Source organism: Natronosalvus halobius (assembly GCF_024138145.1).
Taxonomy (GTDB): domain Archaea; phylum Halobacteriota; class Halobacteria; order Halobacteriales; family Natrialbaceae; genus Natronosalvus; species Natronosalvus halobius.
Genome location: NZ_CP099997.1, coordinates 1,175,125 through 1,196,995 on the forward strand (window position 1 = coordinate 1,175,125; position 21,871 = coordinate 1,196,995).

21 protein-coding genes, 1 tRNA gene and 1 rRNA gene are annotated in these 21,871 nt (G+C 63.2%); 18 read left to right on the forward strand and 5 right to left on the reverse strand.

The annotated features are described in order from the left end of the window. The first annotated feature begins 71 nt into the window (after positions 1–71). On the forward strand, positions 72–521 hold the full coding sequence (locus NGM15_RS05670; RefSeq protein WP_253436414.1) for a polysaccharide biosynthesis C-terminal domain-containing protein: 450 nt from the start codon (positions 72–74) through the stop codon (positions 519–521). A 262-nt stretch (positions 522–783) separates the two neighbouring features. Here the strand turns inward: NGM15_RS05670 and NGM15_RS05675 are convergent. After that, positions 784–857: transfer RNA gene (locus tag NGM15_RS05675), tRNA-Lys, on the reverse strand. Between the two features lie 149 nt (positions 858–1,006). Between NGM15_RS05675 and NGM15_RS05680 the strand changes: the two genes are divergently transcribed. Further along, the gene (locus NGM15_RS05680; RefSeq protein WP_253436417.1) at positions 1,007–2,449 is read left to right on the forward strand and encodes a DHH family phosphoesterase; all 1,443 of its coding nucleotides are present in this window, start codon (positions 1,007–1,009) and stop codon (positions 2,447–2,449) included. A gap of 82 nt (positions 2,450–2,531) precedes the next feature. Here the strand turns inward: NGM15_RS05680 and NGM15_RS05685 are convergent, their stop codons facing one another. After that, positions 2,532–2,825: a PRC-barrel domain-containing protein gene (locus NGM15_RS05685; protein WP_253436419.1), complete on the reverse strand. Its 294-nt coding sequence runs from the start codon at positions 2,823–2,825 to the stop codon at positions 2,532–2,534. Positions 2,826–3,041: 216 nt separating this feature from the next. Between NGM15_RS05685 and NGM15_RS05690 the strand changes: the two genes are divergently transcribed. The 10 genes from NGM15_RS05690 to NGM15_RS05735 all read left to right on the forward strand — a co-directional run bounded on the left by NGM15_RS05690 (position 3,042) and on the right by NGM15_RS05735 (position 11,595). Beyond that, positions 3,042–3,764 (forward strand): HD domain-containing protein, encoded by a 723-nt coding sequence (locus tag NGM15_RS05690; RefSeq protein ID WP_253436422.1) that lies wholly within the window; start codon positions 3,042–3,044, stop codon positions 3,762–3,764. Positions 3,765–3,768: 4 nt separating this feature from the next. Continuing rightward, positions 3,769–4,587 carry a cyclase family protein gene (locus NGM15_RS05695; RefSeq protein ID WP_253436423.1) on the forward strand — a complete coding sequence of 273 codons (819 nt, stop codon included), beginning with the start codon at positions 3,769–3,771 and terminating at the stop codon, positions 4,585–4,587. 94 nt (positions 4,588–4,681) lie between these two features. Continuing rightward, a complete protein-coding gene (locus NGM15_RS05700; protein WP_253436426.1) occupies positions 4,682–5,074 on the forward strand; it encodes a hypothetical protein in 393 nt (130 codons plus the stop codon). Between the two features lie 60 nt (positions 5,075–5,134). Next, positions 5,135–5,674, forward strand: a complete 540-nt coding sequence (gene msrA / locus NGM15_RS05705) for a peptide-methionine (S)-S-oxide reductase MsrA (RefSeq protein ID WP_253436429.1) — start codon at positions 5,135–5,137, stop codon at positions 5,672–5,674. Positions 5,675–5,758: 84 nt separating this feature from the next. Next, positions 5,759–6,511 (forward strand): helix-turn-helix transcriptional regulator, encoded by a 753-nt coding sequence (locus tag NGM15_RS05710; RefSeq protein WP_253436431.1) that lies wholly within the window; start codon positions 5,759–5,761, stop codon positions 6,509–6,511. 69 nt (positions 6,512–6,580) lie between these two features. Continuing rightward, a complete protein-coding gene (locus tag NGM15_RS05715; RefSeq protein ID WP_253436434.1) occupies positions 6,581–7,387 on the forward strand; it encodes a cob(I)yrinic acid a,c-diamide adenosyltransferase in 807 nt (268 codons plus the stop codon). Between the two features lie 106 nt (positions 7,388–7,493). Continuing rightward, positions 7,494–8,258 carry an ABC transporter ATP-binding protein gene (locus NGM15_RS05720; RefSeq protein WP_253436437.1) on the forward strand — a complete coding sequence of 255 codons (765 nt, stop codon included), beginning with the start codon at positions 7,494–7,496 and terminating at the stop codon, positions 8,256–8,258. 22 nt (positions 8,259–8,280) lie between these two features. Continuing rightward, positions 8,281–9,711 (forward strand): hypothetical protein, encoded by a 1,431-nt coding sequence (locus tag NGM15_RS05725; RefSeq protein WP_253436440.1) that lies wholly within the window; start codon positions 8,281–8,283, stop codon positions 9,709–9,711. A 43-nt stretch (positions 9,712–9,754) separates the two neighbouring features. After that, a complete protein-coding gene (locus NGM15_RS05730) occupies positions 9,755–11,149 on the forward strand; it encodes a bifunctional metallophosphatase/5'-nucleotidase (RefSeq protein WP_253436443.1) in 1,395 nt (464 codons plus the stop codon). Between the two features lie 35 nt (positions 11,150–11,184). After that, entirely contained in the window at positions 11,185–11,595 is a 411-nt protein-coding gene (locus NGM15_RS05735) for a universal stress protein (RefSeq protein WP_253436446.1), read from the forward strand. Positions 11,596–11,704: 109 nt separating this feature from the next. Here NGM15_RS05735 and NGM15_RS05740 read toward each other — a convergent pair whose 3' ends face one another. Then, the gene (locus tag NGM15_RS05740; protein ID WP_253436449.1) at positions 11,705–12,718 is read right to left on the reverse strand and encodes a mechanosensitive ion channel family protein; all 1,014 of its coding nucleotides are present in this window, start codon (positions 12,716–12,718) and stop codon (positions 11,705–11,707) included. Between the two features lie 125 nt (positions 12,719–12,843). Between NGM15_RS05740 and trmB the strand changes: the two genes are divergently transcribed. Both trmB and NGM15_RS05750 read left to right on the forward strand, forming a co-directional pair. Next, the gene (gene trmB / locus NGM15_RS05745; RefSeq protein WP_253436452.1) at positions 12,844–13,902 is read left to right on the forward strand and encodes an HTH-type sugar sensing transcriptional regulator TrmB; all 1,059 of its coding nucleotides are present in this window, start codon (positions 12,844–12,846) and stop codon (positions 13,900–13,902) included. Between the two features lie 215 nt (positions 13,903–14,117). Continuing rightward, on the forward strand, positions 14,118–15,209 hold the full coding sequence (locus NGM15_RS05750; RefSeq protein WP_253436454.1) for an aminopeptidase: 1,092 nt from the start codon (positions 14,118–14,120) through the stop codon (positions 15,207–15,209). A 162-nt stretch (positions 15,210–15,371) separates the two neighbouring features. On the opposite strand, the gene NGM15_RS05755 is transcribed toward NGM15_RS05750, so the two are convergent. Then, positions 15,372–15,998: a hypothetical protein gene (locus tag NGM15_RS05755; RefSeq protein ID WP_253436457.1), complete on the reverse strand. Its 627-nt coding sequence runs from the start codon at positions 15,996–15,998 to the stop codon at positions 15,372–15,374. 193 nt (positions 15,999–16,191) lie between these two features. On the opposite strand from NGM15_RS05755, the gene NGM15_RS05760 reads away from it, so the two are divergent. The 3 genes from NGM15_RS05760 (at position 16,192) to NGM15_RS05770 (ending at position 17,286) form a co-directional block, all read left to right on the forward strand. Further along, on the forward strand, positions 16,192–16,581 hold the full coding sequence (locus tag NGM15_RS05760; protein ID WP_253436459.1) for a ribbon-helix-helix domain-containing protein: 390 nt from the start codon (positions 16,192–16,194) through the stop codon (positions 16,579–16,581). A 46-nt stretch (positions 16,582–16,627) separates the two neighbouring features. Beyond that, positions 16,628–16,867: a DUF5816 domain-containing protein gene (locus tag NGM15_RS05765; RefSeq protein WP_253436462.1), complete on the forward strand. Its 240-nt coding sequence runs from the start codon at positions 16,628–16,630 to the stop codon at positions 16,865–16,867. A 113-nt stretch (positions 16,868–16,980) separates the two neighbouring features. Continuing rightward, a complete protein-coding gene (locus tag NGM15_RS05770) occupies positions 16,981–17,286 on the forward strand; it encodes a DUF7116 family protein (RefSeq protein ID WP_253438271.1) in 306 nt (101 codons plus the stop codon). A gap of 19 nt (positions 17,287–17,305) precedes the next feature. Here NGM15_RS05770 and NGM15_RS05775 read toward each other — a convergent pair whose 3' ends face one another. After that, positions 17,306–18,508, reverse strand: a complete 1,203-nt coding sequence (locus tag NGM15_RS05775; protein WP_253436465.1) for a pyridoxal-phosphate-dependent aminotransferase family protein — start codon at positions 18,506–18,508, stop codon at positions 17,306–17,308. A gap of 353 nt (positions 18,509–18,861) precedes the next feature. Between NGM15_RS05775 and NGM15_RS05780 the strand changes: the two genes are divergently transcribed. Continuing rightward, positions 18,862–21,783 (forward strand): 23S ribosomal RNA (locus NGM15_RS05780). Positions 21,784–21,871 lie beyond the last annotated feature (88 nt).

Consider the following 21,871-nt stretch of genomic DNA (forward strand, 5'->3'; position numbering starts at 1 on the left):
GAATCGCTCTGTGAAATCCCCGAACTCGATTGACACATGATCGACAAGTCGGTGCTATCTCGGTCCTACAGATGCTCGCCCTGTTCGCTATCCTCCAGGCCGTGACCAAGCTCACAAGTAACGGCCTAGACTACCTCGGTCGCGCGCACTCTCGAGCCCTCGTCAAGGGATTAACCGCCATCCTAAATGTCGGCCTCAACGTTCTCTTGATTCCGACGATGGGCGTCGTTGGCGCCGCAATCGCCACCATCATTACGTACTCGATGTATACTCTCGCCAACGTCTACATCATCCACCAGGAGTTCTCACTCCGTGTGGGTTTCCTGGCTCGGCGACTCGCCGCCATTTGCGCTATCACCAGCGTCATGGCGATAGTCGTCTTCGCCGTCACCGACTACATCACCTCGATTCCGTCACTCCTCCTCGCTGTCGCCCTCGGCGTGGCCGTCTGGGCGGTGCTCTCGGTGGCGACCGGATTACTCGATATCGCCGACGTTCGCTCGAATCTGCAGCATTCCTGAAATCGTCCCGGAATCGATCGTTCCCGGCCACCGCCAGCTCTCGAGCGCCCATGACACTCTAGTGTGATTTGAACAGTTGTCGCTCGATCGTGCGCCGTATCTCTCGAAATCTATACTCCTCGAATTATCGGGCTCGAGGCGGGCCGGGTGCGATTTGAACCCACGGTCGGCCGTGCTCACTGCGTTGCGCGCGACTTCCCTGCGTTCAAATCACACCGGTTTCGTTACCTGTCGATCACGGGTTTGTTCGTGAGGAGCAAAGCGGGCCGGGCGCGATTTGAACACGCGACCGTCTGATTAAGAGTCAGACGCTCTGCCTAACTGAGCTACCGGCCCTATGCATTCGAGTTTTTGCCCGTCGCTCAAATAGGTTTCCTTTAGAAGGCAATGTGGCACGCACGAACACGCCGTCGGCCGGACAGTGCAACGACAACCGTAACCGTCTTCGGGAACGTTAAGTACAGTCGGTTCAACCGGACTGTCACATGAGTACGGGGGTTACAATTTCGTCGATCTCGGACTACGCGATCCTCGGGTGCGGGAGCGTCGGCTACGCCGTCGCCGAGGAACTCGCCGAACAGGGAAAAGACGTCCTGATCATCGATCGCGACGAAAACCGCGTCGAGTCCCTCCGCGACCAGGACCTCGACGCCAGAACCGCCGACATCCGCGAGGTCGAGGCCGCCGAACTCGTCGCCGACCGCTCAGTCGTCCTCATCCTCGCCTCCGACGTCGAGGCCAACAAACAGGCCGTCGAGCGCATCCGCGACACCAACGGCGACCAGTTTATCGTCGCGCGCGCGAGCGATCCCGTCTCCGGCGACGAACTCGCCGACCTCGGGGCCGACATCGTCATCAATCCCTCGACTGTCATCGCCGACTCCGCGCTGCGAGCCCTCGAGTCCGGCGAACTCGAGCACAACGCCGCAACGCTCGCTGGCCTGCTCGAGGAGACGACCGGCCGGCTGGCGATCGTCACCCAGCCCAGTCCCGACCCCGATTCGATCGCCAGCGGAGCGGCGTTGCAGGCGATTGCAGCCCACCTCGGCATCGAATCCGACATTATCTACCTCGGAGACATCGGCCACCAGGAGAACCGGGCGTTCGTCAACTTGCTCGGCATCGACCTCCTGCAGTGGGACGACGTCCAGGACCAGTCAGTCTACGACACCGTCGCGCTCGTCGACCACACGAGCACCGAGGACCTCGAGCTCGAGGTCGACGTGCTGATCGACCACGCCGAACCCGAAGAGGACATCGAGCCTTTCTTTACCGACATTCGACCCAACATGTCCTCGACCTCGACGATCATGACGAAGTACATCCAGGAGTTCGACATGAACGTCTCCGAGGAAGTGGCGACGGCGCTGCTCTACGGCATCCGGGCCGAAACCCTCGACTTCAAACGCGATACGACGCCCGCGGACCTCACCGCCGCCGCCTACCTCTATCCCTTCGCGAACCACGACACGCTCGAGCAGGTCGAGTCGCCCTCGATGTCGCCCGAGACGCTGGACGTGCTGGCCGAGGCCATCGCGAATCGGGACGTCCAGGGGAGCCACCTCGTCTCGAACGCGGGATTCGTCCGCGACCGGGAGGCGCTGATGCAGGCCGCGAATCACCTCTTGAACCTCGAAGGGGTGACGACGACGGCCGTCTTCGGGGTGGCGGAGGAGACCATATTCCTCGCCGCTCGCTCGAAGGACATCCGAATGAACATCGGGAGTGTTCTGGCCGACGCCTACGGCGAGATCGGCGAGACGGCGGGTCACTCGACGCAGGCCAGCGCGGAGATTCCTCTCGGGATCTTCACGGGAATCGAAATCTCCGACGACACGCGCGAGACGCTCCTGACGCTGACTGAGGAGGCAGTGAAGCGAACGCTGTTCGATGCGATGGGTGTCGAGGGCGAAGGAAACGGGAGTTAGAGCGACGACGGCCCGCTCTCGTCAGGATAGATAGAAGCGGATTCGTGTATTGTGTCCGCGTCAGCGTCCGCGTCCCGCCAGCCTACGCGACCAGTTCGTCTTCTTCCTCGTCCGGTTCCTTGACCCGTTCGACGACGTCGGTCACGAGGATGATGTCGCCGACGGATCGCACCCAACGGTACGGCAGGATGACGCCGCGTGCGGTGTTGACCTCGTCGCCGAAGAGTTCGTAGTTGAGTCCGCCGAGTGCCAGTCCGGTGACGGCTTCGCCGCCGACGTTCAGTCGCAGGTCCTCGACTTCGCCGACGAAGACGCCGTTGTTCGAGTAGACCTCGCGTCCGACGAGCGAGGTAATCTCCTGTGGAGTGTCGTCCATGTACCCACCCATGCACGGCGGACTCTTAATTCTTAGTCAGACAGTCCGGCGTTCGAGTGGGTGTCCGCCGACAAAATCGTTCGATCACTCGATCACTCGATCACTTGATCACTTGATCACTCGATCACCCGATCACTCGATCACTTGAGTTCGCACGACCGACCGAACCGTCGGTCGTTCCCGAACGATTTTGCCGGCGGCCACGAACGAATGCCCATGAAACGAGTGCCCATGAACGACGTTCTCGAGCAGGTTCGCCCCATCGCCAGATCCTACTTCGACGAAGCGGTGGCTCCGGCCCACGACTGGCACCACGTCAGGCGCGTCGAGACGAATGCGCGCCGCCTCGCCGCCGAGCGGACGGACGTCGATCAGGACGTACTACTGTTGGCTGCGGTCCTCCACGACATCGGCCGACCGAAGGAAGATGCGGGCACCATCGACGACCATGCCGAGTGGGGTGCCCGTGAGGCCCGGACGATCCTCGAGTCGCTCGACCAGCCTCCTGAGTCGGTCGACGCCGTCGCCCACTGCATCCGCGCGCATCGCTTCTCGAACGACGTCGACCCCCGGACGACCGAGGCACGCCTCCTCTCGGATGCCGACAACCTGGACGCGCTCGGAGCCATTGGCCTCGCGCGCACGTTCTCCTACGGGGGCGAACTCGGAACGACGATTTACGACTCCTCCCTCCCGCCGGCCGAAGACGATACGCGGGCCGGCGCAACCAGTGTCAATCACGTTTACAAGAAGTTGCTGCGATTGCCCGACCGAATGTACACGCCAGAGGGGCGGGCAGTTGCCGAGGAACGCGCGAAAGTCGTCGATTCGTTCCTCGAGACGCTCGAGTGTGAGGTGAGCAGCGAGCCAGCAGAACGCGAGGTGAGCGAGGTGCCGATAGAACGCGACTCGAGCGAGGAACAAGGAGAGGGAGTGTGAGTCGATGCCCGTCCACGACCTCTCGTACCCGCTCGAGACTGGCATGCCCGTCTATCCGGGCTCGCCGCCGGTCGCGGTCGAACCCGCGGCGACGGTCGAAGACGACGGCTACGCGACCACGGGTCTGTCGTTCGATTCTCACACGGGGACGCACATCGACTCGCCCGCGCACATGCGGTCGGATGGCCCAACGCTCGACGACTTCGACGTGGAGCGGTTCCGATTTAGGGCCGTTCTCGCAGATTGCCGTCCGCTCGAGCCTCGAGAACCGATCGGGGCGGACGACCTCGAGCGGGCGGTGGCTGCCGTTGCGGACGCAGACGTGGACGTGGACGTGGACGTGAACATGAACGTTGACGCAGACACGAACGCGAACGCGGACGTTGAGGCGGATACGGATGCAGACATTGACGCAGGCGCCGATACGGATGCGCACGTTGACGCGACCACGACCGGAGACGAAAACGGAGATCCCGACCTCCTCATCTGCCAAACCGGCTGGGAAACCCACTGGGGAACCGACCGAGCGTTCGACCACCCCTACCTGACCGCGGCGGCCGCCGACTGGCTGGTCGAGCGCACCCTCGACCTCGGCATCGACGCGATGAACGTCGACCCGACGCCGGGAAGCGAACCCGTCCAGGACGAACCCGACAACTACCCCTTCCACCGAACGATGTTCGCCGACGACCGGCTCCTCCTGGAGAACCTCAGGGGGCTCGAGGCGCTTCCCGCCGGCGAGGCGTTCACCGTCCACGCGTATCCGCTCGCGGTCGCGAACGGGGACGGCGCCCCGGTTCGGGCGGTCGCCGTGCTTGGGTGAGGTGGTCGCCGTGCTCGAGTGAGGTGGTCGCCGTGCTCGAGAGCGAGCCGTCGTCTCAGAACGCTTTTCCCCCGATCGGCCCTTGATCGAGGTGATGGCACTTCCCGCCCAGTTCGTGGTCGCCCTCGTCGGCGCTGTTCTCATCGGCGCCGTCACTATCGTCGTCTACCGGGACGCCGACCGCCTCGAGTTCGAGCGTCCGTGGCTGTGGGCCGCCGTTGTGGCCGTTCCGATGCTCTTCGCGCTGTCGCTGCACGTCGTGCTCGGGACCGTCCCGATCCCGGGCCTTCTCGTACTCGTGGTCGCGGGGCTCGCCTTCTACGCGTTCGAACGAGACGACACGGTCCACGGCGACGAGACCGCCGATCCGCACGTCCTCCCTGGCGGGTCGGACGCAGGTAACGGGGCTCCAGCAGGCGGATCCGATACGGATCACGGGAACGGCGAAAGCGATACAGATGCCGGCGAGCGCGACGATGATCGGTGACCGGGCGCCAGCACGGCCGAAGCCCGTCACACCTTTTGCCGGCCAGCACGTACGACACCCATGGAACGAGCGACCGTCGGCGGCGGCTGTTTCTGGTGTATCGAAGCGGCGTATAAGGAACTCGAGGGCATCGAGTCGGTCACGTCGGGATACGCGGGCGGCCACGTCGAGGACCCGAGCTACGAGGCCGTCTGCACGGGCGAGACCGGCCACGCGGAGGTCGTCCAACTCGAGTACGACCCCGACGTGATCGGCTACGACGAAATTCTCGAGATCTTCTTCACCGTCCACGATCCGACGCAGGTGGACCGGCAGGGACCGGACGTTGGTACCCAGTACCGGTCAGCAATCTTCACGCACGACGACGAGCAACGCGAACTCGCGACGGCGTTTATCGAGGAACTCGAGGCCGAGGGCGTCTACGACGACGAAATCGCGACCGAGGTCGAACCGCTCGAGACGTTCTACGAAGCCGAGGCGTACCACCAGGACTATTTCGAGAAGAACCCCACGGACGCCTACTGTCGGATGCACGCTGCGCCCAAAATCGACAAAGTTCGCGAGCAGTTCACCGAGCGCGTGGCCGAGTCGACGCAGTAACGATCGACAGACGGAACCGTTTCGAACCTGGCAACGTCCGAGAGTTATTAGTGCCTCGCCACGAACCACGAGACGAACTGGTGCATGGACGAGTTACTCGCGGCACGAAACGCCCTCCTGGAAGCCCTCCTCGAGACGCCACGGACGAAACCCGAACTCGTCGACGAACTGTCCACGTCCCGATCAACGATCGACCGCGGGATCGCGTCGTTGCTCGAGACCGGGTGTATCGAACGACGTGATTCGGCTTACCTCGCGACCGAAACAGGGCGACTCGCCTGTCGCGCTCGACAGGACTACCTCGCCGTCCTGGAGCAGATCGAACGGGGCGAGCCGATCCTGAAGGAACTCCCCCTCGAGTCGATCGACCTGTCGTTCCTTCGCGAGGCATCGATCGACGTGCCGAGTCCGCAGGCGCCGTGGACGGCCCTCGAGACGACCATGCGGTACGTCCACGAATCGTCGGCGGTGTACGGCACGGCTCCGGTGGTCTTCGACCTCTACTTCGACGAGTTCCTGGAGTCGATCGAGAACGGCGGGTTGTGCGCGGAACTGGTTCTCGATCAGACCCTGTTGTCCTCGCTCGACGACGATCAGCACGACCGGCTTCGGGAGATCATCGACGCGGGCTCCGGTCGGCTGTACACGGCCGCGCTCGAGACGCCGTACGCCATCTGGATCGCAGAAGGTGAGACCGTCGTCGCCGGACTAACGGTGTACTCCGAGAACGGGCTCGCGGGTGTCCTCCGAACCGACGATCCCGAGAGCGTCGCCTGGGTTCGCGAACGGTACCGCGAGCGCCGAGCCGAGTCCGAACTCGTCTGGGACCCCGACTGAGGCCGGTCGATGCGAGGGGACACCGGTCGATGGCACAAACGGTTAGGTCGTGACGGTCCGAGATGGCGCATGGACGGACCAGCGGCTAACGGCGGCGAGAGTCAGGGCGGCCGCGACGCCGAGCGTGAGGGCGACAGCGACGCCGAGCCGGAGACAGGCGCCGACAGCGACAGCGAATGGGAAGCAAGGGCCGACGTCGATAACGAGTCTGACGTCCTCGAGAACACTCCCGGTGGCGGGAACTCCCCCACGGCCCGACCGATCACGCCCGACGCCCCGTCGGAGTTCGGTCTGGTGCAGGTGTGGTGGGGCGACGGCAAGGGAAAGACCACGGCCGCGATGGGACTGGGACTGCGGGCCGCGGGAAACGGCTTTCGGGTCCACATGCTCCAGTTCATGAAGGGCGGCGCCTCGAGCGTCGAGGCCGTCCGCGGCGAGTACAACGCCATCGAGTCCCTCCCCGGGTTCAGCTACGAGAACCTCGGCCACTACGGCTGGCACGGGATGGCCGACGGGAGCGACGACGTCGACCACGAGCGCGAGGCCCGATCTGGACTCGAGCGCGCTCGTGACCTGGTGTCGGCAGCGAACGAAGCCGACCTGACGACGCCGTTTCCGCTCGATTCCGATCCCGACGACGGCGTCCACATGCTCGTTCTCGACGAGATCCTCTACGCGGTCGAGAGCGACCTCATCGAGCCCGAATCCGTGGTCGAACTCCTCGATGACAAGCCCGACTCGCTCGAGGTCGTGCTCACGGGCGGACACACCGAACCGGCGTACCTCCTCGAGCACGCCGACCTCGTGACGGAGGTCGCCAAGCGTCGTCACCCCTTCGACGACGGCCAGCAGGCGCGACGCGGGACAGAGTACTGACGCGGGACAGAGTACTGACGCGACCGAAAACGACCCGCCGTGCTGTCACTCCTCGACAAAACGGACAGTACAGTTATGGGGAACGCCCGACGAATCGTCCACAGCAATGGTCGCGCTCCGCGTCGCCGGACTCGAGAAGTCGTTCGGATCGGTGACCGCACTCTCGGGAATGAGCTTCGCCGTCGATTCGGGCGAACTCTTCGGCTTTCTCGGCCCCAACGGCGCCGGCAAGACGACGACGATCGGCATCCTCACGGGCCGACTCGCCCCCGACGCAGGCGAGGTGTCCGTCCTGGAGACCGATCCCACGAGCGAACCGGTCGAGACGCGCCGGCGTGTCGGAATCCTCCCCGAGCAACAGTCACCGCCGAGTTTCCTGACGCCGCGCGAGTACTTCGAGTTCGTGGGCTCGATCCGCGGGCTCGAACTCGACACCGTCTCCGCCCGCGTCGACACCTGGGCTGACCGCCTCGGCTTCGCGAGCAAACTCGAGACGCTGCACACCGACCTCTCGCGAGGCCAACAGCAGAAGGTCATGATCACGCAGGCGTTCCTCCACGAACCCGACCTCGTCTTCATCGACGAACCGCTCGTCAACCTCGACCCGCTCGTCCAGGAGCAGGTGAAGGCGTTTCTGCTCGAGTACGTCGACCGCGGACACACGATCTTCGTGTCGACGCACAACGTCGACGTCGCGGAGGCGATCTGTACCCGCGTCGGCTTCGTCACCGACGGCACCTGCCGCATCGTCGAAACGCCCGTCGACGCTGGCGGGCTTCGCGAGCGATTCCTCGAGTACGTCGAAACGACCGATTCAGCGGACGTTCCGACGCTCGGTGGCGAAGGTTCGACGCCAGTACCGCCCCAGTAGCACCGCCAGAGTCTCAATCACCATGACCACGTCTCTCGATTGGCTCGTCTTCCGCACGCTTGCCCTCGAGGAGTGGCGACTCCACGCCCGACTGTTCGGCGGTCGACGGTTCTACGCCTTTCCGCTCGTCGTCGCCGCCCTCGTCGTCGCCGGTGGGTTCGCCCTGCGCGAAACGGGCTACACGAACGACTCGATCCTGGCCGGGGTCCACGTCGCAGCCCTCGCGTTCGGCCTCTACAGCGGCACCGCCGCCTTCGCCGGCTCGGACATGCTCGAGAACGTCTTCGGCGACCTCTCCTTGCTCCTCTCGAGCGCGGACACCCTGCCGCTGTCCCGGCGACGGCTGCTCGCTCACTTCCTGCTGAAGGACGCCCTCTTCTACGGGGTGACGATGATCCTGCCGCTCTCGCTGGTGGTCGTGGCGCTCGAGGGGCTCTCGGTTTCGACGCCAGCGGACGTACTCGGACTCTGGCTCTCGTTGTGGCTCGTCTTCGCCGCAGGAATGACGGCGACGCTCGCGCTCATCGCCCTCCGAACCCGAGGACTATCGACGCGGGGCGGCCTGCTCGGCGTCCTCGCGGTCGGTGGCGCGTGGTCGATCGCGGGCCGCCCTCGCCCGTCCGTCTCCGTGACCGACCTCGTCCTGGTCGGGGCACCGCTCCAGATCGGCGCCTCCCTCGTCGCCGTCCTCGTCGTGACCGCCGCGCTCTCCGTTCGAATCTACGATCCCGCGTACGCGCGTCCGACGCGAACGCACCGCCAGCGCTTTCGTACACTCGAGTCCCTGCCCGGAAGCGACCCTCTCGTCGCGAAGACGTTGCTCGACCTGGCGCGGTCGAGCGGCGGCGTCTGGAAGCCGCTCGTGTCGGTGGGAATCCTCCTCGGCCTCGTCGTCGTGCTCGTCGGGATCGTTCGAGACGGCGTCGGGATCGAACCCGCACTCGGTCCGTTCTTCGGGAGCGTGCTCGGGCTGTCGGCCTTCACGACCTACAACTGGCTGACCCAGTTCGACGCGGTCGAGTCCTACGCGGCCTATCCCGTCTCGGTCGCCACGGTCTTTCGAGCGAAGCGGCGTGCGTTCTACCTCGTCGGCCTCCCGACGATGACGCTCGCCTACCTCGTCGCGCTCGTCTGGGCTCGACCGCCGCTTCTCGACGCTGTCGTGGGGTTCGTGCTCCTCGTCGGCCTTGCGCTGTACTACTACGGTCTGACCGTCTTCGTCGCCGGCTTCGACCCCAACGAGTTCCTCTTCGACGCGGTCAGGTTCGGCGCGTTCACCCTCGGCGTCGCCGTCGCCCTGGTGCCGACGCTCGTCGTCGGCTTCGTCGCCGTGTCGCTGACTACCGCCGTCGCGGCCGCACTGACCGTGATCGCCTGTATCGCCGGAGCGCTCGGATGGTGGCTCGCCCTCCGTTCGGAGCCGCGGTGGACGCGACGGTATCGCCGAGGGTGACGAACCGACGGAGCAAAGACCTCCGAATCGAAAGGACTGGCGAATGCCCGCTCGCGTCCTCCAGTACTCCGACGTCGAAAACGCCTGCGACGAGCCCGCACGAATCGGTCGGCTCGCGACCGCCCTCCAGCAGTACCGGGACGAGGACACGGTGGTCGTCGGTACCGGCGACAACACGGCACCCGGCGTGTTGCCGCTCGTAATGGAGGGGAGACAGGCCCTGGAATTTTACGACGCCGTCGACCCGGACCTCGAGACCTTCGGCAACCACGACTTCGATTTCGGCGTCGACGCGGCCCGCGAGATCGTTCGCCGCTCCCCACAGACCTGGCTGAGCGCGAACGTGCGGCGCAACGGCGGCCCGTTCGGGTCGGACGTTGGCGTCCGGCCGTGGACCGTGCTCGAACGAGACGGGACGCGGATCGGTTTCACGGGGGTCACGACGCCGCGGACGGTGTCGCTGAACCCGATGGCGACGGACATCGACGTCCACGATCCCGTCGAGACCGCGCGGGCGGCGATCGACGACCTCCGCGACGAGGGGGCCGACTACGTCGTCGTCTGCTCGCACCTCGGGCGAGGCGACGACGCCCTTGCGCGGCAGGTTGATGCCGACGTTGTCCTCGGTGGGCACGTTCCGAGCGCCCGGAACGAGGTCGTCGAAGGGACGCTACTCACGCGACCCGGCGACGGCGGGACGGCGATCGTTGACCTGACATTCGAGCGCGACGGGCCGGCCGCGACGATTCGGCAGACGACCGGACTCGAGCCCCACGAGGACGTGGTCCGGTCGTTCGAAGCCCTCCAGGACGAGACGGGACTCGACGAGGTGATCGCTCGCGTCGACGAGCCACTCGACCGGTCCGAGACGACACTCTTTGGCGGCGAGGCCAGGCTCGGGAACTTCGTCACCGACGCCTACCGCTGGAAGACCGGGGCCGACGTCGCTATCCAGAACAGCGGCGGGCTCAGGACCGGGACGACGCTCTCGGGTGACGTCACGGTCGCCGACGTCGTCAGCCTCGTCCCGTTCGAGGAACCCGTCGCCGTCGCCGAGGTCAGCGGCTCGACGCTCGAGGCCATCTTCGAGGGGGCCGCCGGACTCGACCTGGGGTTCGCCGAACCGGACTGGTGGCACGCCCAGGTGAGCGGCGTCATCCTCGAGTGGGACCCGACGGATCACAGCGTCGCTGTCGATAGCGTCGGCGGGGAACCGCTCGACCCTGACCAGCGTTACCGAGTGGCAACCTCCGATTACCTCTTTCACACCGACGACGAGTTTCCCGCGCTTGACCCGGCGGATCGCGTCGAGCGAACGGAGTCGAGCCAGTACGACGTGTTGGTCGAATACGCCAGAGAGAACGGCATCGACCCCGCTATCGAGGGGCGCGTGCGTCGACTCGAATCACGACTCGAGTCGAGCAAACACACCGAGTGAAACGTTTACCACTACGGACCGCGTTTTCTCTCCTGATGACACTGGTCGTGGTCCCCGTTCGATACCCATTAACGAACAATTCTCGCCGCACGCTCGAGGAGGCCATCGAGGTCGCCAACGAACGAAACGCGGCTCTCTCGGTGTTGCACGTCAATCTCTATCAGAACGGCAAGACGGTGACGCGGACGGATCTGAAATCAGCTGTCGAGCGCCAGTTCGGTCGCCTGAAGAACACCCGATACGTCGTCCGATCAGGGTTTCTCGTCGAGGAAACGATTCTCGACGAAGTCGCCGGCGAGGCGGCGGACGTCGTCGTCGTGGGCAGCAAGCAGGTGAGCCGCTGGCGACGCATCCTCGGGCGGGTGATGGACAACCCTAACATCGAGCGCTACCTCAAGAACCACCTCGAGTGCGAAGTGATCACGGTCGGCCAGGCCGTCGCGTAGGCGGCTCCTGAAACCTTTTACGGCGAGAGTGTTGCCGCTCGTTGTAACTCTGCTCTGGACTGCTATCGATCGGGGCCACAGTACGGGCCTCAAACGGGTCGCTCGAGGGCTATTCGTTCCTGTTCCCGTCCCCGTCCCCGACCCCGTCCCCGTCAGCAACCTGTTCGTGTTTCCGACTCGTCGGCCGGGGCTGGGTCTCGCGGTCGACCTGTGCGACTCGAGCGGTGCCACTCGTCTCGTCGAAGACGTGGTGGGTGTGCGGGTAGGCAAACTCGACTCCCTCCGCGCTGAATCGGTCGCGGATCGCTCGATGGACCGCCGAGCGGACGACCGTGATCTTGTACGGATGATTCACCCAGAACCGAACCTGCAGGGTGACGCCGCTGTCGCCATACTCGAGGACGTCACACGTCGGCGAGGCGGCGTACCGGGCGCTCCCGATGCGAATATCCGGGCCGCCAGCGATCACGTTGTCGACGCCTCGCGTCGCTCGCTCGGAGACACGTATGGCCGTCTCGAGGTCGCTCTCGTAGGTGATCTCGAACGAAATGGACAGCCGTGTCCGTTCGTCCTCGGCCGAGAAGTTGACGACGTCCCGGGCGTTTATCTCCGAGTTCGGGATGACGATAAACGTGTTCTCGAGCGTGAATATCTTCGTGTAGCGGATCGTGATGTCCTCGACGAATCCCCGGTGCCCACTGTCGGTAACTTCGATCATGTCGCCGATTTCGTATGGCTGGTCCGAGAGGACGAACAGGCCGTTGATCAGGCTGCCGACCAACGGAGCGAGCACGATACCCACCATGGCCGAGATGACCGTCACCGGAAGCAGGATTTCGAAGCCAGTTAGACCGAGGATGTTGGCCGCGACCAGGACCGTGAACGCGATGACTGTGATTCGAACGGCTCGAAGGACCGTTCGCGTCACCGATGGCCGTTCGATTTTCTGGGCGATCGTCCGACCAGTGAGGCGAACGACGACCTTCGAGAGGTACCAGCCGACGATCAGCACGAATACGGCGAACGCCATGTCGACGACCCCGGGCGGAATCCAGTTGGGGGCGAGTGACCGTAGCCCCTCCTCGACGGCCGTCTCATTGCCACCCGTGGCGTTCTGCAGCATACCCTCACTGTCAGGGGCGTCGTGGTTAAGCGTTCTGAAGGGTTCGACGCCGGGTACTCTGTTCTGGAATCAGGTGCTACTCGAAACATAAGAAATGTTTTAGCCGTCGCGTTCGATGACCGCGTATGGCCACAGACGAACTGCGTTCGACGGTCGAACGCGTGGGCGATCGATTCAATCTCGGCGAGTACGAGATCGACGCCTACCTGACCGTCCTCGCACACGGACAACTCACGGCGAGCGAGATCGCCGATCGAACCGACATCCCACAGCCGCGCGTCTACGACACCGTCCGCAGTCTGAGCGACCGCGGTCTGGTCGAACTCCGCGAATCCCGCCCGATGAAGATCGTTGCGATCGACCCCGGCGACGCGTTCGACGACGTCCAGGACGCCCTCGAGGAGATGGTCGACGAACTCGAGGCCCGGTACACCGCTCCGGCACGAGAGACGGAGGCCGTCTCCCTCGTGAAGTCGCGATCGACGATCTTGCGCTACCTCGAAGAGATCATCGAGCAGGCCGAGTACGAACTAGCGCTGTCCCTGACCCCCGACCTGCTGATCCGCTTCGAGGACCAGCTCCGGGCGGCGACGAGCGCCGACGTCAGCGTCGACCTGATCGTGACGCCTGCCGTGGAGGCCCCCCTTCCCGCGGAGTTTGACTACGAGGCCGTGGCGACGACGGCGCGTGCCCGCCGTGGGATTACCACGCCGGTCATCGCCGTCGCCGACGGCAACTACTCGATGTACGCGACCCAGGACGCCCTCCGGGACGACCAGGACCGCTACGGGGTCATCTTCAACCGCTCCGCGCTCGGCTTCCTGGTGTCGGGCTTCTTCGGCACCGTGCTCTGGACGACCGCCGAGCAAACCCTGGGTGAGAACGGTAAAGGTCGTCCCTACCCCCGGAAGTACGCCTCCATCCGCCGCTGCGTCAAGGACCTCATCGAGGACGGTGGCGAGTTCTACGCCACCATCGATGGGCGCGACGTCGAGCGCGGGGGCTCGCGGGTCGTTCGCGGCCAGATCGTCGACGTCTCCTTCGAGATGAGCGAGGAGGTCGCTAGCCTGACCCTCGAGACCGACGACGGCTCCGTGAGCGTCGGCGGCCGGGTTGCCGCAATCGAGGACGTCGAGGCCCACGAGATACACATCGGTCGCCAGGAACCGCCGACGCTCGAGTAGTGCGTGAGGTGGTGGGTGCGTCGGTGGTTACGTGAGGTGGTGGGTGCGTCGGTGGGTACGTGAGGTGGTGGGTGCATCGATGGGTACGTGAGGCCGTCGGCGTGTCCAATCGAGCGTCGATTCAAACTCGAGGAGCGAGTCGGGAACCGACCTCTAACGTTGCCCTCGTCAACCAAATGATAAAGTTTCTTGACGGGATTTCACGACTAGCGGGTATGGACCCACGCATCCGCGAACACGCCGAAATCATTGTCGACCACTCCGTCGACGTACAGAAAGGCGACAACGTCAGAATCAGCGCACCGCCTATCGCCCAGGACCTCGTCGTGGCGATTCACGAACTGCTCGGCGAGCGCGGCGCCCACCCATCGCTCAGCGCGTCGAACAGCGCCGCCAGCCGCGCCTACCGGCGAGCCGTCGATCCCGAGGACCTCGAGTGCCCCAGCCACGTCCTCGCGGCCGCCGAGGAGACGGACGTCTTCATCTCGATCCGCGCCTCGGAGAACACTTACGAGACGAGCGACGTCGACCCCGAAGTCACCGCAGCGTTCGGGCAGGCCTACAAGCCCATCCAGGACGAAGTCATGGGCAAGCGCTGGGTCGGCACCCAGTACCCCGCCCCGGGGAACGCCCAGGACGCGGAGATGAGCACCGAGGCCTACGAGGAGTTCGTCTGGGGTGCGATCACCAGAGACTGGGACGCCCAGCGGGAGTTCCAGCAGCAGCTGGTCGAGATCCTCGATCCCGCCGACGAGGTTCACATCGTGAGCGGCGACACGACGGACGTGGCGATGTCGGTCGCGGGGAACCCGACGCTCAACGACTACGCGGAGAAGAACCTGCCTGGCGGCGAGGTGTTCACCGCGCCCGTCCCCGACAGCGTCGAGGGCGAGGTGCTCTTCGACAAGCCGCTGATGGCCCAGGGGCGAGAGATCACGGACGTGTACCTCGAGTTCGAGGACGGCGAAGTCGTCTCCCACGCGGCCGAGAAGAACGAGGAGGTGCTCTCGACGGTGCTCGAGACCGACGACGGGGCCCGCCGGCTTGGCGAACTCGGCATCGGGATGAATCGCGACATCACCGAGTTCACCTACAACATGCTGTTCGACGAGAAGATGGGCGATACGGTCCACATGGCAGTGGGCCGCGCCTACGAGGAGACGGTCGGCGAGGGCAACGAGCGAAACGACAGTTCCGTTCACATGGACATGATCGTCGACATGAGCGAGGATTCGTTCATCGAAGTGGACGGCGAGGTCGTGCAGCGAGACGGGGCGTTCGTGTTCGAGGACGGGTTCGAGGGCTGAACAGCCGCTTTTTGGTCCAGATTTTGCGAGCGAGGCACGAAGTGACGAGTGAGACAAAAGGTGGGTGTACGTCGTGCAGCGAGACGGGGCGTTCGTGTTCGAAGACGGCTTCGAGGGCTGAACGGTCGCTTTTGGTCCAGCTTGCGAACGAGTCGCCGCGGGCTACAACCGACGCATGAACTCGGGTAAAATTCCGCGTTCGTCCGAATCCCCACCGGTGGGAGTCGGTTCCGTGCCAGGGAGGTCGACGCCTGAGTCCTCGCCCGAGACGTTCGGTTCAGTCTCCGGTTCATCAGCGTCCTCGCCTCTGTCCTCGCCACCGTCGTCCGCCACAGCCACGACCTCCTCGAACTCGTCGGGCGAATCCGGCCCGAAATAGTAGGGTTCGGTGGGATCGAGAGTCGCCATCAACTGGAGGTTGGCGTACCCGGCCAGGACGAGCGCCAGCGGAAAGACGACGTCCGGAAGGAGGATGACCAGGAAGACCGACAGCGGCGAGTAGACGAAGAAGGCGGCGACCCGAAACCAGTTGGCGACGTAGGCGTCGACCACGTAGGCGTAGAGGCCGTACGCGCCGATCACGACGCCGATATCGAGGTAGAGCCCGACCGGCATCCAGACCCCGCCTGCGATGACCGAGTGGGTGTAGAGAGCGATCGCTCCCGTCAGCACCGTCGCCCGATTGACGTAGGTCTCGTCGAGAGCCATCCCGAAGACGAGGATACCGAGCTGTAACAGTGGCGCGGCGATCCACCACGGCAGCGATTCGAAGATGAGTCCAGAATACACGTGGGTCTCCCTGTCGTCGTCCGAAGAGAGCCACGGAGACCCCTAAAATGTTCGCGCCGTTACGAGCGTCGATACGAGTCTCGAGTCTCGGATCTCCGCGCCCGAACCTCGAATTTCGCGTTCGAGAGTATTTATGTCATTTATTAGATTGTTCCCGCAACAATAATGCTGTCGTAGCAGTGAGTTGGAAGGTATGGCAAAAGATACCGTCAGATATCCCGACGACGTCGTCGAAGCCATCGACAACCTCGTCGACGACGGTATGTTCGAGAGTAAATCGGAGTTCTACCGGTTCTCCGCGGAGTACGTGCTGACCCTGATCAACCCAGACCACGAGGTCGAGACGTTCAACTTCGACGAGATCAAGAGCGAGTTGAACATCGACCGACCGGCTCGAACCGAGGAGGTGGGCGCAGACGGCGGGACGTTCTTCCTGGACGCGCTCATCACCGTCCGAAAGTACGGGCTTCGCGGGAACTACGAAGACGCCGAGGACTTCATCGACAGGCACTACGAACCGACCGACCAGGAGTGTCTGGTTCTCGAGGAGGTGCTCGGCACCTACCGGGAACGGTCGACCTGAGACCCGGAAGGACAGTCATTTACCCGCCGATTCCGTAGCAGGCGGTATGCAAGCGGTGGCTACCGACGATGGAGACACGGTCTACGTCGAGACGACCGACGGCGACCGCGGATCCAAGGGACCGTTCCTAGTCGCCTACGAGAGCCGCGAGCGGAGGCGTCGCTACGGCTGGTTCTGTTCGAATTGCGAATCGATCGACAACGCGATGGATCCGATGGGGCGCATCCTGTGTAACCGGTGTGGCAACCTCCGAAAACCGACCGAGTGGGACGCCGCCCACGAGTAATTACCAGGAATAGTTGACGTAGCAGTTGAGGTATCGACGTCCTTCGAGATTGTCGCCGTGCAAACGTTTATCATGGTGTCCAGTGTATCTTCGTCTGAATGGGTCCTGTTAACATGCGACTCGTCGAGCAGGCCAGGTCGATCTTCGCAGAACTCGGCTACACGGTCGAGGGCAACGGACCGGATTTCCGCGCAGAACGGGCGTGGAAAGTCGTTCACGTCAACGCCGTCTCCGACGTCGAACAGCTTCCACGATGCTCGGGACAATTTCACTGTTTCGTCACCGAACCCGGTGACGTAGACGACCTCGAGGTTCGACTCGAGAGTCTCGATACGGGCTACGAGTGGGCCATCATCGCCGCCGACGGCGAAGATTATCAGGTCGAACGCGCACCGCCAGGACCGAAAGTAACTGTCTAACGACAGTCCCCGCACTCACTTATCGGAGGGCCTCACGACACGCAGCGACGCCGCCGTCCGGATCGACGTTCGCACCGAGATCGTCGAGCACGTCGCCCAGCGCGGCCACGAGAAGCGTGACGTTCTCTGGACATGCGGAGTAGCCCATACAGCCGATGCGGAATATTTCGCCGGCGAGGTCGCCCAGGCCGCCCGCGATCTCGAGGTCGTAGCGCTCAAGGAGTTCGTCACAGACCTCGCCGTCGTCGATCCCCTCCGGAACCCGGACGGCGTTGAGGCTCGGGAGCCAGTACTCGTCGTCCGGGTTCATCTCGAGGCCCATCCCCTCGGCGCCGGCCTTGAGCGCGCCCGCGAGTCGTCGGTGGCGCTCCCAGCGGTTCTCGATTCCCTCTTCGGCGACCAGCCGGAGGGCCTCCCGGATCGAGTAGACGTTGGTGATCGGGGCCGTATGGTGATAGGCGCGTTCGTCGCCCCAGTAGCCCTCGAGCAGGGAGAGGTCGAGGTACCACGACCGGGATGGTTCCTCGCGCGAGAGAACCTTCTCCATCGCCTCGTCGGAGAGGGTGAGCGGACTGGCCCCTGGCGGACAGGAGAGACACTTCTGCGGGCCGGAGTAGGCCACGTCGATGTCCCAGTCGTCGACGCGGAGTTCGACGCCGCCGAGCGAGGTCACCGTGTCGGTGATCACGAGTGCGTCGTGGTCGTGGGCCGCCGCGGTGAGTTCGGGGACGTTCGGCTGGCGAACGCCTGTGCTCGTTTCCGCGTGGACGAATCCGAACACGTCGGGGTCGTGTTCCGCGAGCGCGTCCGAGACCGCGGACGGATCGAGCGGTTCGCCCCACGGCGCGTCGACCTCGACGACCTCGCCGCCCGCACGGCGAGCCATCGACGCCATGCGCCCGCCGAAGTAGCCGTTGGTCGGAACGAGCATCGTGTCTCCCGGCTCGACGACGTTGCCGATCGCGGCCTCCATCGAGGCCGAGCCGGTTCCCGAGACGGGGATCGTCCACTGGTTGTCCGTCCGGAAGGCGTACCGGAGTAATTCCTGCACATCGTTCATGATCTCGATGAACGAGGGGTCGAGGTGTCCGACGAGAGGGGTACTCATCGCCCGGAGCACGCGCGGATGCACGTCGCTCGGCCCCGGTCCCATCAGGGTTCGCGTCGGCGGCGTCAGTTCGCCGACATTCGGTGCGCTCGAGTCGTCGCTAGCTGGTGGCATGGCAGAGAGTGGTGTGGGAACCACCAAAAGCGTTCACTCCCCGGCGAATCTGTGGCTCGGGCTCTCGAGCGCTCCCGGAGTACGTCTCGGCTCGAGTGAACTCCATGCCAGTGGCAGTCGTGTGGGGGAGTCACCAGGCGAAGTCGAATCCGTGCCCTTAAGTACGTGACCGAAAGAGAATATAATCCGTAAGCAAAACTGATGCACCACCCCGCGCAAGCGTGGGTGGGAAGGGTCGATGCCACCAGCCGTCTACTGATGGCAGATGAAGACCGTATGTACGTGTAGTCCAGGCGTCCACTGGACCCGTTCCCGGGTCACAACCGCTGCATTCTGTGCAGCACCGATCCGAAAGAACGTGGCTACTGTGCCAACTGGTGGATCGCTCGGCTCGAGAGCCGATGACGGACGTGCCAAGCTGCGATAAGCTCGGGGGACCCGCACGGAGGGGAAGAACCCGAGATCTCCGAATAGGAATCCTCTTGCAATTGCTTAGCGCAATGGGGAACGTCGAGAATTGAAACATCTTAGTATCGACAGGAAAAGAAAGCAAACCGCGATGTCGTTAGTAACGGCGAGTGAACCCGACACAGTCCAAACCGAAGCCCTCACGGGCAATGTGGTGTTCGGACTGACTCTCAGCACTTGACCATCGACGCGAAATCCCTTGGAACAGGGTACGAAACAGGGTGACAGTCCCGTACCGTCGATCACTAAAGTGTGCGTCAGCTCCAGAGTAGCGGGGGTTGGAAATCCCTCGTGAAAACCGCGGGCATTGACCGCGAAGACTAAACACTCCTCGAGACCGATAGCGAACAAGTAGCGTGAGCGAACGCTGAAAAGCACCCCAAAAAGGGAGGTGCAATAGGGCGTGAACTCAGTTGGCGATAGAGCGACGGGGCATACAAGGTCCCTCTCACAATGAACCAGGTGCGAACCTGTAGTAAGCCGAGAGGGAAGCCGGTGTTCCGTCGTACGTTTTGAAAAACGAACCAGAGAGTGTGCCTGTCTGACGAGTCTAACCCGAGTATCGGGGAAGGCAGAGGGAAACCGATATGACCGCAGTCTTACGACCAGGGTCACCGTGTTCAAGCGCGGGGAGTCAGGCGGGCACGACCCGAAACCGGATGATCTAGGCATGGGCAGGGTGAAGCGTGGCGAAAGCCACGTGGAGGCCCGCTAGCGTTGGTGTCCTACAATACCCTCGCGTGACCTATGTCTAGGGGTGAAAGGCCCATCGAATCCGGAAACAGCTGGTTCCAACCGAAACATGTCGAAGCATGACCTCCGCCGAGGTAGTTCGTGGGGTAGAGCGACGGATTGGGGGACCGGACTCCGAGAGGAGTTCGCCCCCCTGTCCAACTCCGAACCTACGAACGCCGTCGACGCGGGGAGTCCGGTGCGCGGGGTAAGCCTGTGTACCGTGAGGGAGACAACCCAGAGCTGGGTTAAGGTCCCCAAGTATGGACTAAGTGCGATCGAAGGTGGTCGCAAGCCCTAGACAGCCGGGAGGTGAGCTTAGAAGCAGCTACCCTCTAAGAAAAGCGTAACAGCTTACCGGCCGAGGTTTGCGGCGCCGAAAATGATCGGGGCTCAAGTTCATCACCGAGACCTAGCGACGTGCCTCACCGCACGATTCCGTAGGTTGGCGTACTGTTCGGGTGGAAGCACGGAAGAGATTTCGTGTGGACCGTGCAGTAACGAAAATTCTGGTCATAGTAGCAGCGTTAGTCGGGTGAGAACCCCGACGGCCGAACGAGTAAGGGTTCCTCAGCAATGCTAATCAGCTGAGGGTTAGCCGGTCCTAAGTCAGCCCGCAATTCGAAGCTGACAAAAGGGAAATAGGTTAATATTCCTATGCCAGTGTGCACTCAAAGCCGACGCTTTGGGGCCGCCTCTCCCGGGCTTTCGCCCGGGTGAACAGTCCAAGACCGTGGAAGCCGTAATGGCACGAAGCGGTCGAATGGCTGGATAACGCAAGAGAGGTCAACCCAGAGCCCGTGAAAAGGCAAGCACACTGTCCGTACCGAGATCCGACACAGGTACTCGTGGCGGCGAAAGCCAAGGTCTGTCGGGAGCAACCGACGTTAGGGAATTCGGCAAGTTAGTCCCGTACGTTCGCAATAAGGGATGCCTGCCACGGAAAGTGGCAGGTCGCAGTGACTCGGGCGCTCCAACTGTCTAGTAACAACATAGGTGACCGCAAATCCGTAAGGACTCGTACGGTCACTGAATCCTGCCCAGTGCAGGTATCTGAACACCCCGTACAAGGGGACGAAGGACCTGTTAACGGCGGGGGTAACTATGACCCTCTTAAGGTAGCGTAGTACCTTGCCGCTTTAGTAGCGGCTTGCATGAATGGATCAATGAGAGCGCCACGCCACTGTCCCAACGTTGGGCCCGGTGAACTGTACATTCCAGTGCGGAGTCTGGAGACCCCCAAGGGGAAGCGAAGACCCTATAGAGCTTTACTGCAGGCTGTCACTGAGACGTGGTCGCCATTGTGCAGCATAGGTAGGAGCCACTACACAGGTACCCGCGCTAGCGGGCCACCGAGGCATCACTGAAATACTACCCGATGGTGACTGCGACTCTCACTCCTGGCGGAGGACACTGGTAGCCGGGCAGTTTGACTGGGGCGGTACGCGCTTGAAAAGATATCGAGCGCGCCCCAAGGTTTCCTCACTCGGGTCGGAGACCCGAGAAAGAGCGCAAGAGCATACGGAAGCCTGACAGTGTCCGGCACAACAACGGACGCTGACGCGAAAGCGTGGTCTAGCGAACCAATTAGCCCGCCCAATGCGGGCAATTGCTGACAGAAAAGCTACCTTAGGGATAACAGAGTCGTCACCCGCAAGAGCACATATCGACCGGGTGGCTTGCTACCTCGATGTCGGTTCCCTCCATCCTGCCTGTGCAGAAGCAGGCAAGGGTGAGGTTGTTCGCCTATTAAAGGAGGTCGTGAGCTGGTTTAGACCGTCGTGAGACAGGTCGGCTGCTATCTATTGGGGGTGTTACGGTATCTGACGGGAACGTTCGTATAGTACGAGAGGAACTCCGAATGGGTGCCACTCGTGTACCGGCTGTCCGAGAGGGCACGTGCCGGGCAGCGACGCACCACGGGTAAGAGCTGAACGCATCTAAGCTCGAAACCCACCTGAAAAAGAGATACCACCGAGATCACTCGTAGAAGACGAGTTCGATAGACTCGGGGTGTACGCACCGAGGCAACGAGGTGTTGAGCCCGCGAGCACTAACAGATCAAGCCACCATTCATTTCGCATGGATCAACCCGTAAGAACGGGTCCAGGCGCTAATTGGACTACACGTACACCACGGTCACAACCGACCAGAGAATCTTAG

Bases quoted from the DNA above. Each gene is read 5' to 3' on its own strand.
- NGM15_RS05700 (WP_253436426.1), top strand. From the start codon at position 4,682: ATGGCACTTCCCGCCCAGTTCGTGGTCGCCCTCGTCGGCGCTGTTCTC.
- NGM15_RS05775 (WP_253436465.1), bottom strand. From the start codon at position 18,508: ATGCCACCAGCTAGCGACGACTCGAGCGCACCGAATGTCGGCGAACTG.
- NGM15_RS05690 (WP_253436422.1), top strand. From the start codon at position 3,042: ATGAAACGAGTGCCCATGAACGACGTTCTCGAGCAGGTTCGCCCCATC.
- NGM15_RS05695 (WP_253436423.1), top strand. From the start codon at position 3,769: ATGCCCGTCCACGACCTCTCGTACCCGCTCGAGACTGGCATGCCCGTC.
- NGM15_RS05735 (WP_253436446.1), top strand. From the start codon at position 11,185: ATGACACTGGTCGTGGTCCCCGTTCGATACCCATTAACGAACAATTCT.
- NGM15_RS05765 (WP_253436462.1), top strand. From the start codon at position 16,628: ATGCAAGCGGTGGCTACCGACGATGGAGACACGGTCTACGTCGAGACG.
- NGM15_RS05770 (WP_253438271.1), top strand. From the start codon at position 16,981: ATGCGACTCGTCGAGCAGGCCAGGTCGATCTTCGCAGAACTCGGCTAC.
- NGM15_RS05670 (WP_253436414.1), top strand. From the start codon at position 72: ATGCTCGCCCTGTTCGCTATCCTCCAGGCCGTGACCAAGCTCACAAGT.
- NGM15_RS05750 (WP_253436454.1), top strand. From the start codon at position 14,118: ATGGACCCACGCATCCGCGAACACGCCGAAATCATTGTCGACCACTCC.
- NGM15_RS05680 (WP_253436417.1), top strand. From the start codon at position 1,007: ATGAGTACGGGGGTTACAATTTCGTCGATCTCGGACTACGCGATCCTC.
- NGM15_RS05730 (WP_253436443.1), top strand. From the start codon at position 9,755: ATGCCCGCTCGCGTCCTCCAGTACTCCGACGTCGAAAACGCCTGCGAC.
- NGM15_RS05715 (WP_253436434.1), top strand. From the start codon at position 6,581: ATGGACGGACCAGCGGCTAACGGCGGCGAGAGTCAGGGCGGCCGCGAC.
- NGM15_RS05720 (WP_253436437.1), top strand. From the start codon at position 7,494: ATGGTCGCGCTCCGCGTCGCCGGACTCGAGAAGTCGTTCGGATCGGTG.
- NGM15_RS05760 (WP_253436459.1), top strand. From the start codon at position 16,192: ATGGCAAAAGATACCGTCAGATATCCCGACGACGTCGTCGAAGCCATC.
- trmB (WP_253436452.1), top strand. From the start codon at position 12,844: ATGGCCACAGACGAACTGCGTTCGACGGTCGAACGCGTGGGCGATCGA.
- NGM15_RS05710 (WP_253436431.1), top strand. From the start codon at position 5,759: ATGGACGAGTTACTCGCGGCACGAAACGCCCTCCTGGAAGCCCTCCTC.
- NGM15_RS05740 (WP_253436449.1), bottom strand. From the start codon at position 12,718: ATGCTGCAGAACGCCACGGGTGGCAATGAGACGGCCGTCGAGGAGGGG.
- NGM15_RS05725 (WP_253436440.1), top strand. From the start codon at position 8,281: ATGACCACGTCTCTCGATTGGCTCGTCTTCCGCACGCTTGCCCTCGAG.
- NGM15_RS05685 (WP_253436419.1), bottom strand. From the start codon at position 2,825: ATGGACGACACTCCACAGGAGATTACCTCGCTCGTCGGACGCGAGGTC.
- msrA (WP_253436429.1), top strand. From the start codon at position 5,135: ATGGAACGAGCGACCGTCGGCGGCGGCTGTTTCTGGTGTATCGAAGCG.